Source organism: Alteromonas confluentis (assembly GCF_001757105.1).
GTDB lineage: Bacteria > Pseudomonadota > Gammaproteobacteria > Enterobacterales > Alteromonadaceae > Alteromonas > Alteromonas confluentis.
The window spans coordinates 490387-506347 of sequence record NZ_MDHN01000041.1 but is presented as its reverse complement, the minus strand read 5'-3'; the positions used below and the strand labels follow the sequence as shown (position 1 = coordinate 506347).

Genomic DNA, 15961 nt, shown 5'->3' with positions numbered 1-15961 from the left:
CAATAATAATGAGTGCGGTGTTTTTCGCCGGTGTGACACAGGCGCACACTGAGTTATATGATTCCAAGCCAGCGGCGGGCTCCGAGGTGAATGTTTCTCCTGAAGCACTTTTCCTGTCTTTTTCCGGTGATGTTCGGGTGATAAAGCTAAAGCTGACAGACGGAAATGGCAAGCAGGTGGATTTTGGGTTTAAGCCTGTAGTCGATGCTGCAAGCGAGTTAACCTGGCCGTTACCCGAGCTAAAAGCGGGTAGTTATCAGGTTGAATGGACAGTGATGGGGGAAGATGGACACACCTTTCAAAACAGTTATGCCTTCAGTGTTGCGTCGGGCCATGGCCATCATAACATGCATGACATGGATAAAATGAAATCGGCTCACGCCAACCATGGTGCACATTAATCTGCCTGGCGGGTCAGTCTGATGGGCTGGCTCGCGCTTCTCTCTCTTGCCAGGCTATGTTTCTATCTTGGCATCTTTGGTTTTATCGGCCTTGCCGCCATGCGCGGTCTGTTCAGTTCCCATTTTTCTGTCACCCATCCGGGTATTAGTGAGCGTCGATTATTACGTTGCCAATGGTATTTGCTTGGCCTGAGTGTGCTAGGTGCTGCTGCGGTTCTACCATTAAATGCCGGTATGATGCTGGATGATGGGCTTGCTGGCATTACTGATCCGCTGATGCTGCAGATTGCCTGGCAGTCCACCATTGGTGAGCAGACGCTAGCAAGAGCAATTGCATTAGTTCTGGTGTTTGTATTTACGGTGTGGATGTCACTTAGCAAAGCCGGGGCGTGGTCGCTGTTACTAAAAACGGGTTTGGTGATCACGGCCATGGTTATTGGCTGGTCATTTACCCGCAGCGGGCACTCAGCGGCGACATCAGTACTGGCACAGCTTTGCGTTGCTGTGCATGTGGTGATGGCAGGCTGGTGGGTGGGGAGTTTTTATCCGCTTATCAGGTTATGTCGTTTGTCTACAGAAACCTCGCAATACGAAGCGTTGCGCAACACGTTGCATACTTACGGTAATCAAGCGGCGCTATGGGTCGGGTTGTTACTGTTCTCAGGCGGAGTACTGCTTACTCTGCTTATACTTAACGTAAGTGGTGAGGTGAACACGATCTATTTGTGGGTGATGGGCGTGAAGCTGCTTTTAGTTTGCGGTATGTTGAGTTTTGCCGCGCATCACAAGTGGAAGCTGGTGGGGAGTATTACTTCAATGCATGACTGCGACAAAGTACGTAAATCCATAACTGCCGAGGCCGTGGTAGGCGTGTTGGTTTTGGCTGTCACGGCGACGCTGACTAACAGTATTGGGATTGCACATTGAGCGAAACCAGATGTCTGGCGATGCCAAAAAAAAGCGCCGACGGCGCTTTTTTCATCTTCCATATACGACTACGGGCTACAGATTTCCTTCGCAAACATACGTCAGTTGCAGGAAATCATCCAAACCATAATGGGAACCTTCACGGCCATAACCAGAGGCTTTTACACCACCGAACGGCGCCACTTCACTGGCCACCGCGCCTTCATTAACGCCAATTACACCCGCCTGCAGGGCGCGTTTAACGCGATGAATACGCTTATGGTTCTGAGTATAGAAGTAAGCGGCAAGACCATATTCCGTGTTGTCCGCCTCTTCAATAGCTTCGTCTTCTGAAGAGAACCGGAACAGTGGCAGCACCGGACCAAACGTTTCTTCGCTGAACAGCGCCATTTTATTATTGGCTTCTGCAATGACCACGGGCTCGAAGTACAGACCGTCCCGGGGTTCAGCGTTACCACAGAGAAGAATACCGCCTTGCTCGACGGCATCTTTCACGTGATGACTAATTTTATCGATGGCTTTCTGATTAATCATCGGGCCTATCTGCGTGTCATCTTCAAACGGATTACCCACGTTCATGGCAGCCACTTTGTCTACCAGGCGGCTGGCAAATTCGTCATAAATGGCATTGGCCACGTAAATGCGATTCGGACACACACAGGTTTGTCCGCCATTACGCAACTTAGCTGCCAGCAAACCGGTGATGGCCGCATCCATGTCGCAGTCTTCAAATACGATGAACGGGGCATTACCACCTAGTTCAAGGGATAGCTTTTTCAGTGAACTGGCGGCACGCTCTGCCAGGTAACGACCTACCTGCGTTGAGCCGGTAAAGCTGATTTTTTTCACATGAACATCTTTCAGCCAGGCATCTACAGCGATAGCGGTTTGTTCCCGTGAGGCAGCAACCACATTGATCACGCCCGGCGGGAAACCTGCCATCTCTGCCAGTTTTGCCATGGCTAGTGCCGTGAGCGGGGTGTCTTCCGCAGGTTTAACTATTACGGTACAGCCTGCCGCCAGTGCGGGAGCAATTTTACGGGCCAGCATGGCAAACGGGAAATTCCAGGGCGTGATTACGGCGACCACGCCCACTGGACGTTTCTCCACCGTTTGCACACGACCGGGTACACTGTCGGGCAAAATGTCACCGCGCAGTTGCATGGCCATTTGGGCAAACCATTTTACATAGGACGCACCGTAAGCGATTTCGCCTTTTGATTCCGCTACCGGTTTGCCCTGCTCAGAACTCATGATGCGGGCAATATCATCGGAATGTTGCTGCATAAGCCCATGCCATTTTTCCAGCAGAGTGGCGCGTTCACGGTGGGTGGTTAACTGCCAGCTGTTGAACGCTTTGCGCGCCGAACGGGCGGCGTTTGCAGCATCAATGGCGTCGCTGTTGGCAACACCGGCAATGCTTTCACCGGTGGCTGGATTCATCACTTCATAGGTTTGCTGAGAAACGGCTTTCTTCCACTTACCGTTAATGAAATTCAGATTACTCAGCAGTGAGGGCTCATTTAACGATGAAGCCAAATCGACCAATGTTTCTTTCGTCATTAAAGGTTTGCCTTTATTGCATCACCCAGTGCCTGGGTACTGGCTGTGCCACCTAAATCTGGCGTTAACACATCGTCTTTGAGTGTGGTTTCAATGGCACTGATTATCGCGTCGTGGGCTTCTGCACCACTGCCTGAGTCAGCGGTGAGGAAGCGTAACATCAGCGCACCAGACCAGATCATACCGATAGGGTTGGCAATGTTTTTGCCGTAGATATCCGGCGCTGACCCATGCACCGGTTCAAACAGTGATGGGAATTTACGTTCCGGGTTCAGGTTGGCTGACGGCGCCAGACCAATGGTGCCGGTGCAGGCAGGGCCTAAGTCCGACAGAATATCGCCAAACAGGTTAGAAGCCACAACTACGTCAAACCGTTCAGGGTTCATCACAAACCGCGCCGAAAGAATATCAATGTGTTGTTTGTCCCAACGGATGTCCGGGTAATCAGCGGAAATCGCTTCGGCCCGGGAATCCCACCAGGGCATACTGATTGCCATGCCGTTACTTTTGGTGGCTACGGTAAGGTTTTTCGCTTCCCGGCGCATGGCGGTTTCAAAGGCATATTTCAGCACCCGGTCGGTGCCATGGCGACTGAACACAGACTGCTGTAACACCACTTCGCGTTCCGTGCCTTCGTACATGATACCGCCAATGGAAGAGTATTCTCCCTCGGTGTTTTCACGCACCACAATGAAATCAATCTCATTGGCTTTCGGGGTGGAAAGGGCGCATTTTACCCCCTCAAAAGTACGCACCGGGCGCATGTTGATGTATTGGTCGAACTCACGGCGGAAGGTCAGAATTGAACCCCACAGTGAGATATGGTCAGGTACTGTATCCGGCCAGCCCACTGCGCCGAAGTAAATGGCGTCCATATCGCCGACCAGCTCTTTCCAGTTTTCCGGCATCATGCGGTTATGTTTCAGATAGTAGTCGCAGCCGCCCCAGTCGAAATGGTGGAAGTTCAGTGTCAGGCCGAACTTATCTGCCGCAGCCTGAACCACTTTTAAACCTTCCGGCATGACTTCCTTACCGATACCATCACCGGCAATAACCGCAATATTGTACGTACTCATTAGCCTGCCATCTCCTGTTTAACCATATCCAGCGCGAGAACTTCATCGAGCGTCAGTTGCAGACGTTCAAACAGGGTGTCGAAATCTGCTTCAGTGAAACTTAAAGCAGGGGCAAAGCCTAAGATATTGTCACCGAACGCGCGGAAAATGAGTTTATGTTTCCAGGCAATGTCTGCGATGGTTTCACTAAGTTTCAGCGCTGGGTTGAACTGACGTTTTGTCGCTTTATCAGCCACCAATTCAACGGCACCGAGCAGGCCAAGGTTACGCACGTCGCCGACCAGCGGATGCGACAGGCACGCTTCAAGTTTCGCTTTGAAGTAGGGCTCAACATTCTGCGCGTGGGCCAGCAGGCCTTCTTCGTAAATACTGATCACTTCTAAAGCAACGGCTGCACTTACCGGATGGGCCGAATAGGTCTGACCGTGGCCGACTACCGCAGCTTTGTTCGGGCCATCAGCAATGCCATTAAAAATTTCATCCGACATCATAACCGCGCCCATGGGGGCGTAGCCGGATGTCAGGCCTTTTGCCATAGTCATCAAGTCGGGTTGAATATCTTCATGTTCGCAGGCAAACATTTTGCCGGTACGGCCAAAGCCGGTGATCACTTCATCCAGCAGAAGCAAAATACCTAAACGCTTACAGGTTTGTTCAATGGCTTTCAGCCAGCCTTTCGGAGGCACCACCACGCCTCCACTGCCCACCACAGGCTCGCAGAAGAATGCAGCCACATTATCTGCGCCAATTTCCGCCACTTTATCTTCCAGCTCTTTCACTGACGCTGCGATGAGTGCTTCAGGTGTGTCGAACTCGCTGCGATACAGATACGGGCAGCTAATATGATGCTGAGATGGGGTTGGTACGTCGAAATTGGTATGAAATGCTGGCAATCCTGTTATGCCTGCTCCTACGCCAGAAGAGCCGTGATAGCCCCGCTTCAGGGAAATAATGTGCTTCTTCGTGGGCTTCCCAATGGCATTGTAATAATGAGTGATATAGCGAATGGCCGCATCAATGGCATCGGTGCCACCTAATGAAAAGTAAACGTGTTGCAGCGAGTCTGGGGTCATCGACACCAGTTTTTCTGCCAGTTTAATTGCCGGTTCGCTACCGAAGCCGAAATACCCTGTGGCGTAGGGCAGAGTTTGCATTTGTTTCACCGCCGCATCGACTACGCGTTGTTGACCATAGCCGACATTTACACACCATAAACCGGCAAAAGCATCCAGATATCTTTCACCGTCTGCCGCTGTCAGCCAAACGCCATCGCCTGACTCAAGGATTTTAACGCCTTTTTTCTGATGATCACGGAAGTTGGAAACAGGATGAATGAGATAACGACTGTCTAGTTCTGTCAAAGCAGGCGTTTGCATGATGATTGTCCATGTTAAGTGTATTGCAGAGCCGGGTGCCTTAAAGCAGGAAGCGCACTCTTTATATACATCGTCGAAGAGGATGTACCTGAAACTGACAGGTACGATTTCTATCCGATATGGTAGCGTTCCCTGTTGGTTAAAATTTGTTGTACCGGCGACAAGAAGAGTGTGGAAATGTTGTTTTTGCGAACTTCTCAGCAAAATCTGCTGTGCGGTTTGAGCGAGGATAGATTAACACAACATTACTCGCGCAGTGTTGATGTAACCCTTTCACCTTACTGCAGAAACAGGCAGGTAAAAAGCGCTTTGGCGCGGGGCTGAGGAAGGGGTTTAGCCATGCAAATTACAGTGAGATAAGCGTTTGTCGATTCAGCATAGTCTGCTGATTGATTCGTCAAAACAGACTGAAGAATGCTTACAACAGATTTAATTTGGCATTAAATAAGTGACACTGCGTGTTGTAATAAGAGTGAAATAAAAATCAAGAACCGACTTGCAACAACAACTATATCTGGAAACAACAATGAGTGTATTTAAGCCTAAGTATATTAGCTTCGATTGTTACGGCACCCTGATCTATTTTGAAATGGCGCCGATGGCACAAAAACTTTTTGCCGACCGCATTACTGAGGCGCAAATGCCACAATTTGTGAAAGACTTTTCTGCTTACCGTCTGGATGAAGTGCTGGGTGCGTGGAAACCTTATCAGGAAGTGGTTCGCAACGCCGTAATGCGTTTGTGCAAACTGTGGAATATTGAATATCGTGATGAAGACAGTATTGCGATATACAACGCCGTACCTACCTGGGGCCCTCATCCCGACGTGGTTGAGCCACTGAAGAAAGTCGCAGCTGAGATCCCACTGGTTATTTTATCCAATGCAATGAACGGACAAATCCACTCCAACGTGGCGAACCTCGAAGCACCATTTGCTCATGTGTATACCGCAGAGCAGGCGCAAGCCTACAAGCCTCGTCTGCAGGCGTTTGAATATATGCTGGATAACCTGAACTGTAATCCTGAAGATATTCTGCACGTTTCTTCCAGTTTCCGTTACGACCTGATGTCTGCGCACGATATCGGTATTAAAAACAAAGTCTGGGTAAACCGTGGCCACGAGCCTGCCAACCCATTCTATGGTTACACCGAAATTCAGGATATCCGCGGTCTGCCGGGCGTAGTCGGTCTGGAATAAGGATTCATATGAAAAGCGCGTCTTACTGGCTCGATACAGCGCCGACAATTAATACCGAAGATACGACCTTGTCGTCACAGTCGGTTGACGTTGTGGTGATTGGCGGCGGATTTACCGGCTTATCTTCAGCTTTGGCAATGGCCAAACGCGGCGCCTCAGTGGCGTTATGTGAAGCCGGTGTCGTGGGTGGTGAAGCTTCTGGTCGCAACGGCGGGCAGTGCAATAACGGCACCGCTCAGGATTACGCCGGACTGGTATCCACCTATGGCGAAGACAAGGCGCGCGCTTTCTATCAGTTTTACAACCAGGCCGTGGATTCCGTTGAATCGCTGGTACGAAATGAAAATATTGAATGTGATTTTCGCCGGGCTGGCAAAATCAAACTGGCGGCGAAGCCGGAACATTTCGATAAACTGATAAAAACCCATGATGCGCTGACCAAGGAAGTGGATCCTGGCGCTAAATTGCTCGACGCCACTGCGCTACAGCAGGAAATCAGCTCCGACAAATTTTACGGTGGACTACTCACCCCCAACGGCGCACAGCTGCACGTCGGTAAAATGGTTTACGGTCTGGCTTCCCGTTGCATTGAAAAGGGTGTGGCTGTTTTTCAGCATCAGCCGGTGGTGAAGCTTGATAAAAAAGGGCCTCAGCAATGGATGGTGCATACGCCGGAACAAACCATTGTGGCGAAAACTGTACTTATTGCTACGGGCGGCAGTGGCCCAGGTCCGTTCAGCTGGTTCCGTCGCCGGATTGTGCCGGTAGGCAGCTTTGCGGTAACCACTGAGCCGCTGGATGAGCAACTGTGCGCTTCACTGTTCCCAGGCAACCGCTCTTATGTCACCAGTAAGAATATTGGTAATTATTTCCGACTGACGCCGGATCGTCGATTGCTGTTCGGTGGCCGCGCTCGCTTCGCCGTGTCTAATCAGCGTTCTGATTTGAAGAGTGGTGAAATTTTGCGCCAGTCATTACACGAAATGTTCCCCCAATTAGCTAACACCCGCATTGATTATTGCTGGGGTGGCACCGTGGATATGAGTGCTGATCGCCTGCCCAAAGTGGGTGAGCACGATGGCCTGTTCTATGCCATGGGCTACAGCGGGCACGGCGTACAAATGGCGCTGCACATGGGTAACGTGATGGCCGACATTATTGACGGCAAACCCACAGACTGCCCCTGGATGACCACAGACTGGCCTGCGGTACCGTTTCATTTTGGTAAACCCTGGTTTTTACCTTTCGTTGGCATGTACTACAAGTTGCAGGACAAACTGCACTGATAAGTACACAAGCCAGAACCGTAATGTATAAGGGACGACCATGCACAATAATAAAATAGATGCCGCCCTGAGAGGGCATCATTCCGGAAGTCGGCGTGCGCTGCTTAAATCGTTAGGTGCCGCAGGCCTCGTGACTGCCGCAAGCGGCCTGGCGTTGCCAGCACATGTATTGGCCCAGCTCTCTGATGAAAGCACAACGGCTAATCAGGCTGGCGGTAAACCAAAACACGGCGGACGCATTCGTGTTGCTACCACGTCTATGTCTACCAAGGATACGCTGGACCCAGCGAAGGCTTCCCTGAGCACCGACTACGTCCGCATTTACATGTTTTACAGTGGTCTCACGCAATTCAACCGTGAACTGGGGGCCGATCCAGCGCTGGCAGAAACGATTGAAACCGAAGACCAGCAGAACTGGCATTTCACATTACGCAGCGGTGTCACTTTTCATAACGGTAAAAGCTTAACGCCACAGGATGTGGTGTATTCACTGCTGCGCCACAAAGATCCGGCGGTAACATCACGGGCAGCGCCCATTGCTGCCCAGTTTCAAGAGGTGGTGGTTACCGGACCAAATACTCTACGAATCACCTTGAATGCGCCCAACGCTGATTTACCAGTGATGCTGGCATCTGCCAATTTTTGTATTGTTGCAGATGGCACTACCGACTTCACACAAACGGCGAACGGTACCGGTCCTTATCAACAGAAAGAATTTTCAGCCGGTGTTCGCACCATTGGCGTTCGTAATCCCAACTTCTGGAAGCCGGGTAAACCGTACCTGGATGAAGTGGAGTTAGTGGGCATTGCCGATGAATCTTCCCGGGTGAATGCCTTGTTGTCTGGCGACATTCAAATGGCACTGGCGGTAAACCCCCGTTCAACCAAGCGGGTGAAGCGTTCTGGGACCTGTGATGTGCTGCAGACAGAATCGAGCTTATATACCAACCTGATCATGCGTCAGGATGGTTATCCCACCAGTAACCCGGATTTTGTGCTGGCGGTGAAATACATGATGAACCGGGAACTGATAAAACGGGCATTGTTCCGTGGCTATGCCACCATCGCGAACGACCATCCCGTAGCGCCAAGTCACAAGTATTTTAACCATGAGCTGCCACAGCGTCCTTACGATATTGACCGCGCAAAATTTCACTTGAAGAAAGCGGGTATGAGCGGAATTCGTGTGCCTGTGTTCGCGTCTCCGGCCGCAGAAGGCTCGGTGGACATGGCGGCGCTATTACAGCTGTCTGGAATTGAAGCGGGTATGCACTTCGGTATAAACCGGGTGCCCTCAGATGGCTATTGGTCAAATCACTGGATGAAACATCCTCTTGGGTTCGGCAACATCAACCCGCGGGTTAGCCTCGATGAACTATTCAGTTTGTTCTATAAATCTGACGCGCCATGGAATGAGTCAGGCTGGCAGAATGCGCAGTTTGATGAGCTGCTTATTGCCGCTCGCGGTGAAGGGGACGAGATAAAACGAAAACAAATGTACTGGGACATGCAGGAGCTCATTGCCGATAAATGCGGTGTCAGTATTCCGGTATTCATGAATCTGATCGACGGCTACGATAAACGGGTGAAAGGATTTTATCCTATTCCTACTGGCGGATTAATGGGTTATTCCTTCGCTGAACATGTCTGGCTGGACGCATAATGGTCTTAAGGAGTTTGCAATGAAGGTCATTTTCCAGCTGATCCTGAAGCGGATCGGATTATCGCTTATCACGCTGTTTATCGTGTCGGCAGTGGTGTTTTTTATTGCCAACCTGCTCCCCGGTGACGCCGCCCAGGAAATGCTGGGGCAAAGTGCTACCCCAGAAGCGGTAGCCGCGCTGCGGGATGCTTACGGGCTAAATGATCCGCCACTTACCCGCTACGCAAAGTGGCTGGGCGGATTGGTTACCGGTGATGCGGGTACGTCGCTGGCGAACTCACGACCTGTGAGTGAATTGATTAGCTCACGATTGTCTCAATCGCTGTTACTTGCAGGGCTGACAGCCGTTATCGCAGTGCCTTTCGCGATGGTTCTGGGGATTGTGGCGGCCATGCACAGCGGTCGCCGCATCGATAAGATTATGAACATCGCCACCTTGACGATGGTAGCGGTGCCGGAATTTTTACTGGCAACCATTTTCGTGCTGGTTTTCGCCGTTGAACTGAACTGGCTGCCGTCGCTCTCATACATTCCTTCCGATGCCGGGCTTTACGACTACTTCCGTGCCTTTGCCCTTCCTGTGGCTACCTTGTGTATTGTGCTAAGCGCGCAAATGGCGCGAATGACCCGGGCGGCAGTGCTTGAACAACTGTCTCAACCCTATGTGGAAATGGCGTTGTTAAAAGGTTCGCCGCTGTCTCGAGCGGTACTTCGTCACGCCTTGCCCAATGCTGTCGGCCCCATAGTTAACGCTGTGGCGCTCAGTTTGTCTTACTTGCTGGGTGGAGTGGTGATTGTTGAGGTGATATTTAACTATCCCGGCGTTGCCAGTTTGATGGTCGACGCAGTAACCAACCGCGATATGCCGCTACTGCAGGCGTGTGCCATGTTGTTCTGTACCGGTTACCTGATCCTGGTACTGATTGCTGATCTCGCTGCAATTCTTGCTAACCCTAAACTACGAACCGGAGGCTGATCATGATGTCCGTTTTTAAATCCATGCCGGTTTCTGGCAAGCTCGGGTCGGCGCTGGTGGCGTTCTGGCTGTTTATCGCTTTATTCGGCCCTTGGTTAGCGCCACACACAGCCAGTGAAATCGTGGCCTATGATGTGTTTGAGCCTATTGGTGGCGAGTACGTGTTGGGAACCGATTATATTGGCCGGGACGTGTTCAGCCGTATTCTCGATGGCACTCGCTTTACTATCTTTATCCCTTTGCTGGCGGCGGCGCTGGCCTGCTCCGCGGGTACGCTTATCGCGTTGTATTCAGCGGTGAGCCATCCGCGCACAGACGAAATCATCGCCCGTTTTATGGATGCGCTGATTTCCATTCCCAGTAAGATTTTTTCATTGGTGATGATTGCCGCGTTTGGCTCTTCGGTGCCTATTCTGCTTACCATTACCGCTATCAGTTATATGCCCGGTTCGTTCCGTATTGCCCGGGCACTGGCTGTTAACGTTGCCAGTATGGATTTTGTTACCGTTGCCCGCACCCGTGGTGAAAGCCGGCTTTATTTGGCCGTAAAAGAAATTTTGCCAAATATTCTGCACCCCATGCTGGCGGATTTCGGGCTGCGTTTTGTGTTTGTTGTACTGCTGTTAAGTAGCCTGAGTTTTCTCGGTCTGGGCGTACAGCCGCCGGAGGCCGATCTTGGTTCGCTGGTAAGGGAAAACATTTCCGGTCTGGCCGAAGGTGCGCCTGCGGTCATCGTACCGGCCATTGCCATAGCCACTATCACCATTGCAGTAAACCTGGTCATCGACAGCTTGCGTGGCGGTGCCACCTATGCGGCGAAGGGGAAGTAACATGACAGCACATATCATTGTCGATAATTTACAGGTGCAGGCAGGCTCGCCGGAGCAACCGGTAACCATTGTCCACAACGTCAGTTTCAGCCTGCAGCGTGGTGAAGTGCTCGCGCTGATTGGTGAATCGGGATCAGGGAAAACCACCATCGCGCTGACCATGCTGGGTTATGCCCGCCCGGGCTGCTGGATAAGCGGCGGTGCGGTGATGGTGGGCAACGACAATATGGCCGATAAAACGGATGCACAGCTGGCCACCCTGCGAGGACGCAAAGTCGCTTATGTGGCGCAGAGTGCTGCAGCGGCATTTAATCCGTCCCGCCGGATCATGGATCAGGTGGTAGAAAGCGCGCTCATGCATGGCGTAATGTCCCGCAAAGCGGCTGAAGAAAAAGCGGTGAAGCTGTTTGCGCAGCTATCCCTTCCATCGCCGGATACCATCGGTAAACGTTATCCCCACGAAGTGTCCGGCGGTCAATTACAACGACTGATGGCGGCCATGGCGCTGATTTGCGACCCGGAACTGGTGATTTTTGACGAACCCACTACTGCCCTTGACGTCACCACACAGGTGGATGTGCTCAAAGCGTTCAAAGCGGCGGTGAAGGCAACCAATACCACAGCGGTTTATGTATCCCATGATCTGGCGGTGGTAGCGCAAATGGCTGACCGCATTCTGGTGCTGCAGCAGGGCAGGGTGATGGAAAATAATCCCACCACCAAAATACTCAGCGATGCCGAACACCCTTACACCCGTCAGCTACTCAGTGCCGTCCAGCACTCTGACATTGTTCAAAACAAAGCCGATAGCGATGTGGTGCTGGAAATTGCCAATATCGAAGCAGGCTACGGCAGAATCAAACCCGACGGCAGGCCAGAAATTCCTATTCTGTCGGATATCTCTATGAAGGTCCGTCGTGGTCAGACTGTGGGGATCATTGGCGAGTCGGGCTCTGGTAAGTCGACATTTGCCCGGGTTATTGCCGGATTGTTACCCGCATCCAGCGGCTACATGCTGCTGAACAAACGTGAACTGTTTTCTGCGATTGCAGATCGAGACAAAAAAGAATGCCAGCATATTCAGATGGTGTTCCAGAATGCTGATACGGCACTGAATCCCGCCCATAAGGTCGGTGATATTTTGGGCCGGCCGCTCACCTTTTTCCACGGTCTCACCGGGGCAGCCCGCAAGCAACGGGTGGCCGAGCTGCTGGAACTGGTTAAGTTGCCGGTGGAACTTGCCGATCGTAAATGCGGTGCTCTGTCCGGCGGGCAGAAGCAACGTATTAACCTGGCCCGTGCACTGGCTGCAGAGCCCAGCGTGATCCTCTGTGATGAGGTGACATCAGCACTGGATACCGTTGTGGCGGCTGCTATTCTCGAACTACTGGAAGAATTACAGGCGCGACTGAATATCGCCATTGTGTTCATTAGTCATGATATTTCCACGGTAAAACACCTGTGTGATGAAGTGGTGGTGCTGTACAAGGGCAGTAAGGTCGAACATGGCAGCGGAAAATCCTTTGCCTCTGCGCCGTATCACCCGTACACCGACCTGCTGGTGAGCAGTGTGCCTACGCTGGACCCACAGTGGCTGGATAGCCGCAATCAGGATCAGGAAGCCCGTAATATCCCCATCAGCAACAGTGACAGCCTGTGCCGCTTTCGAGACCGCTGCACGGTTAAACTGAATGGCTTATGTGACAGTGAAGCGCCACCGTCGCGCAAACTCTCATCCGGTAAGTCTGTTCTGTGTCACCGTGATGAGGCGATGCTGAGTTATAGTTAATCCTTTACGGATCATGATGATAAAGCCCGTTGCTGTGTACAACGGGCTTATTATTTTCAGGCAGGATTAATTTCAACGGTAAGATGATCGCAGGGCAGCAACTCACTGACCTTGTCCTTTACTTCATCCGGGGTTAATTCCGACGCCGTGGTCAATGAAATGATCCCGGCGTTGTGGCCAGCGGACAGTTGCCAGTAATGGATATCGGTCACGGTACTTTGCCCGTCCTTTTCAAGTAACTGTTTCACGGCATCAAATTTTGTTGGAGTAACAGATTTATCGAGCAGCATTGCGCTGCTATGGGTGATCAGTCCCCAGGCCCATCTCGCGATAACCACTGCGCCGACAATGCCCATCACAGCATCTGCCCACAGCCAGCCATAAAATTTCCCCAATACTAACGCAATAATCGCCAGCAGCGACGTCAGAGTATCTGCCAGTACATGCAGATAAGCGGCTTTCAGATTATGGTCGTGATGCCCCTGATGCGCAGCGTGTTCATGATGTGCAGTGTGTTCGGCTGCATGATGGTGGTGATGATCAGTATGTTCATGGTGGACATGCTTGTGGTGATCAGAATGGGCGTGATGGTGATGACCCTGTGCGTGGGAATGATGCTCATGGTGGCTATGATGATGCCCATGGTCTTGATGGCTATGCCCGTGATCATGATGACCATGACCATGATGATCATGTAGCAGAAAAACCGAAGCCACGTTAACGATAAAACCAATCACGGCGACCACGATTGCCTCATCAAAGCTGATAGCCTGTGGCATAAACAGCCGGCCCGCAGACTCCATCAGCATAAAAAGCGATACTGTTGCCAGCGCAACCGCACTCGCGAATCCACCCAGAGCGTTAACCTTACCGGTGCCAAAAGAGAAGTCACGGTTATGACGGTGCTTGCGGGAATACCAGTACACAAACAGTGATACCGCAAAGGCAGCCGAATGAGTAAACATATGCCAGCCATCGGCCAGCAAAGCCATGGACCCGAACCAGCTTCCCGCTGCGATTTCTACAATCATGGTCAGGGTAGTGAGTAAAAAGACCAGATTGATTTTCTTTTCTGAATCGCCTGATTCAACATAAAAATCGTGGGAGTGAATGCGTGCTTCAGCCGCTTTTACAGACATTATTAGTTAACCTTTGCAAACTTTTAATATACTATACCCCAGTATACTATTTTGGAAAAGAACAGGTCTTTAAATGGCGCACATTCACAAAAATCAGCAGGCGTTAGTCACCCGGGTGAAGAAAATACGCGGTCAGTTAAATGCAGTGGAAAAGTCGCTGACAGAAGGTAACGAATGTCTGACTATCCTGCAGCAGGTAACGGCGATAAAAGGCGCCATGAATGGATTGATGACCACGATACTGGAGGAGCACATTCGCGAACACGTGGGGGCGCCGGGACTGACCGATGCGCAGCGTAGCGAGGAAATAGACGCGCTGAACAAAATTCTGAAGTCTTACCTTAAATAAAAAAGCCGGGCATAAAAGCCCGGCTGACAAACTGGCAGCAAGATACCTCAGATCGCACCAACGCGGATTTTCGAGCCGTCCAGTAGCCGGGAGAGGTGGTAGGAACTGGCATCGATGGCGGGGGTGTTACCCAATACCATGTCGGCGGCCACATTGGCGAGGCCCGGTCCGAGACCAAATCCGTGAGCGGAGGTACCTGCTGCCAAAAAGAACCCGTCAATCTGGTCGATTGGGGAGATAACCGGAATGGCGTCTGGGGTGCAGTCTACATAACTTCCCCAGCTTTCTGCCATTTCCATTTCGGCGAGTGCCGGGAACAGGGCTTTTACCGTTTCCATAGTTTTCCGCAGGTTGCTCTTCACCGGTGCCGGGTCGAGAATACGGATCTTTTCAAACGGTGAAATGCCATCATTGGTCCAGCGATTGAACGCTTCCGGGCCTTTAAAGAATGAACTGCCAATATTCACCTGTACCGCTTTCAGGCGTTGCATAAACATCGGCATGAAGGGTTTGGCATATCGAATGCCCTGAGGGGTAAACTCCAGCAGCGCAGTGCCACTTATCGCAACCGTATAGCTGCCATCGAGGCGACGGGTCAGGGCGACGTTACTGGTATAAATCGCTTCACCGATATTGGTGATGGGCTTGGTGCGAAAAGCGGTCTGACGCACGCTAGCCTGAGGAAAACTGATGCCGTGATGACGACAGAAAGCGGATGCCCAGGCGCCCGCAGCACACAGTACTTTACTGGTTTTGACGGTGCCTTTTTCGGTGATAACCCCTTCAACCTTGCCGTTTTTGATATCAAGGCCACGTGCAGCGCAGTTCTGGTGAATCGTTGCGCCCAGTGCTCTTGCTCCCTCGGCAATCATCGGGGCGGCAATGGCGGGTTCTCCTTTACCGTCGTCAATAGAATGCACACCACCAAGCCAGGTGCGGCCTTTGGCCGGAATCATCTCGTTGGCTTCTTTGGCATTCAGCATGACGGTATTTACACCGTACTGCTTTGCCAGATCTCGCCATGAATCCCACTGGGCCAACTGTTTCGGATCGTCGGTGGCGTAGCGCAGTCCGCAGCGGCGGAACCCCAGATCAAAACCAATATCACGGGACATTTCATCCCATAAACGCATAGACAGCCCGGAGGTAGGCAGTTCACGTTCGTCGCGGTTTTGCTGGCGACACCAACCCCAGTTGCGGCTGGATTGTTCGCAGCCCACCAGGCCCTTTTCAATCAGCGCGACTTTATAACCCTGCTTTGACATAAAATAGGTCGCAGCAGCACCAATAATGCCGCCGCCAATGACGACAACATCTACCTCTGAGGGCAGTTTCTCGTTGCTTGCAATTTTTTTCAGTTGCGGAGACATGCTTGTAGTACCTTACAT

The 15961-nt window shown here is 51.6% G+C and carries 14 protein-coding genes; 9 read left to right on the top strand and 5 right to left on the bottom strand.

What is annotated here, in order from left to right:
* Positions 1 to 8 precede the first annotated feature (8 nt).
* Positions 9 to 401 (top strand): copper resistance CopC family protein, encoded by a 393-nt coding sequence (locus BFC18_RS20095; protein ID WP_070127451.1) that lies wholly within the window; start codon positions 9 to 11, stop codon positions 399 to 401.
* Positions 402 to 422: 21 nt separating this feature from the next.
* Positions 423 to 1328: a CopD family protein gene (locus BFC18_RS20090; RefSeq protein ID WP_070127449.1), complete on the top strand. Its 906-nt coding sequence runs from the start codon at positions 423 to 425 to the stop codon at positions 1326 to 1328.
* Between the two features lie 75 nt (positions 1329 to 1403).
* On the opposite strand, the gene BFC18_RS20085 is transcribed toward BFC18_RS20090, so the two are convergent.
* From BFC18_RS20085 to BFC18_RS20075, 3 genes are read right to left on the bottom strand one after another with little or no spacing between them, the layout of a single operon-like run.
* On the bottom strand, positions 1404 to 2891 hold the full coding sequence (locus tag BFC18_RS20085; protein WP_070127447.1) for an NAD-dependent succinate-semialdehyde dehydrogenase: 1488 nt from the start codon (positions 2889 to 2891) through the stop codon (positions 1404 to 1406).
* Positions 2891 to 3967: a tartrate dehydrogenase gene (locus BFC18_RS20080; RefSeq protein ID WP_070127446.1), complete on the bottom strand. Its 1077-nt coding sequence runs from the start codon at positions 3965 to 3967 to the stop codon at positions 2891 to 2893. Before BFC18_RS20080 ends, BFC18_RS20085 begins: the two co-directional genes overlap by 1 nt.
* Positions 3967 to 5343, bottom strand: coding sequence for an aminotransferase class III-fold pyridoxal phosphate-dependent enzyme (locus BFC18_RS20075; protein WP_070127444.1), 1377 nt, complete (start codon positions 5341 to 5343; stop codon positions 3967 to 3969). The genes BFC18_RS20080 and BFC18_RS20075 overlap by 1 nt, the downstream gene beginning before the upstream one ends.
* 526 nt (positions 5344 to 5869) lie before the next feature.
* Here BFC18_RS20075 and BFC18_RS20070 point away from each other — a divergent pair.
* The 6 genes from BFC18_RS20070 to BFC18_RS20045 are packed head-to-tail and all read left to right on the top strand — an operon-like array spanning position 5870 to position 13085.
* Positions 5870 to 6541, top strand: a complete 672-nt coding sequence (locus tag BFC18_RS20070; protein ID WP_070127443.1) for a haloacid dehalogenase type II — start codon at positions 5870 to 5872, stop codon at positions 6539 to 6541.
* 8 nt (positions 6542 to 6549) lie between these two features.
* Positions 6550 to 7827: an NAD(P)/FAD-dependent oxidoreductase gene (locus BFC18_RS20065; protein ID WP_070127441.1), complete on the top strand. Its 1278-nt coding sequence runs from the start codon at positions 6550 to 6552 to the stop codon at positions 7825 to 7827.
* Between the two features lie 40 nt (positions 7828 to 7867).
* A complete protein-coding gene (locus BFC18_RS20060) occupies positions 7868 to 9490 on the top strand; it encodes an ABC transporter substrate-binding protein (RefSeq protein ID WP_083273204.1) in 1623 nt (540 codons plus the stop codon).
* 19 nt (positions 9491 to 9509) lie between these two features.
* On the top strand, positions 9510 to 10466 hold the full coding sequence (locus BFC18_RS20055) for an ABC transporter permease (RefSeq protein WP_070127439.1): 957 nt from the start codon (positions 9510 to 9512) through the stop codon (positions 10464 to 10466).
* A 2-nt stretch (positions 10467 to 10468) separates the two neighbouring features.
* Positions 10469 to 11296: an ABC transporter permease gene (locus BFC18_RS20050; RefSeq protein WP_070127437.1), complete on the top strand. Its 828-nt coding sequence runs from the start codon at positions 10469 to 10471 to the stop codon at positions 11294 to 11296.
* Position 11297: 1 nt separating this feature from the next.
* Positions 11298 to 13085: an ABC transporter ATP-binding protein gene (locus BFC18_RS20045; protein WP_070127435.1), complete on the top strand. Its 1788-nt coding sequence runs from the start codon at positions 11298 to 11300 to the stop codon at positions 13083 to 13085.
* A gap of 56 nt (positions 13086 to 13141) precedes the next feature.
* On the opposite strand, the gene BFC18_RS20040 is transcribed toward BFC18_RS20045, so the two are convergent.
* Positions 13142 to 14224: a cation diffusion facilitator family transporter gene (locus BFC18_RS20040; protein WP_070127434.1), complete on the bottom strand. Its 1083-nt coding sequence runs from the start codon at positions 14222 to 14224 to the stop codon at positions 13142 to 13144.
* A 73-nt stretch (positions 14225 to 14297) separates the two neighbouring features.
* Between BFC18_RS20040 and BFC18_RS20035 the strand changes: the two genes are divergently transcribed.
* A complete protein-coding gene (locus BFC18_RS20035) occupies positions 14298 to 14573 on the top strand; it encodes a metal/formaldehyde-sensitive transcriptional repressor (RefSeq protein WP_070127433.1) in 276 nt (91 codons plus the stop codon).
* 47 nt (positions 14574 to 14620) lie between these two features.
* Here the strand turns inward: BFC18_RS20035 and BFC18_RS20030 are convergent, their stop codons facing one another.
* Complete coding sequence (locus BFC18_RS20030) at positions 14621 to 15943, bottom strand: NAD(P)/FAD-dependent oxidoreductase (protein ID WP_070127432.1); 1323 nt, start codon at positions 15941 to 15943, stop codon at positions 14621 to 14623.
* Positions 15944 to 15961: the final 18 nt, after the last annotated feature.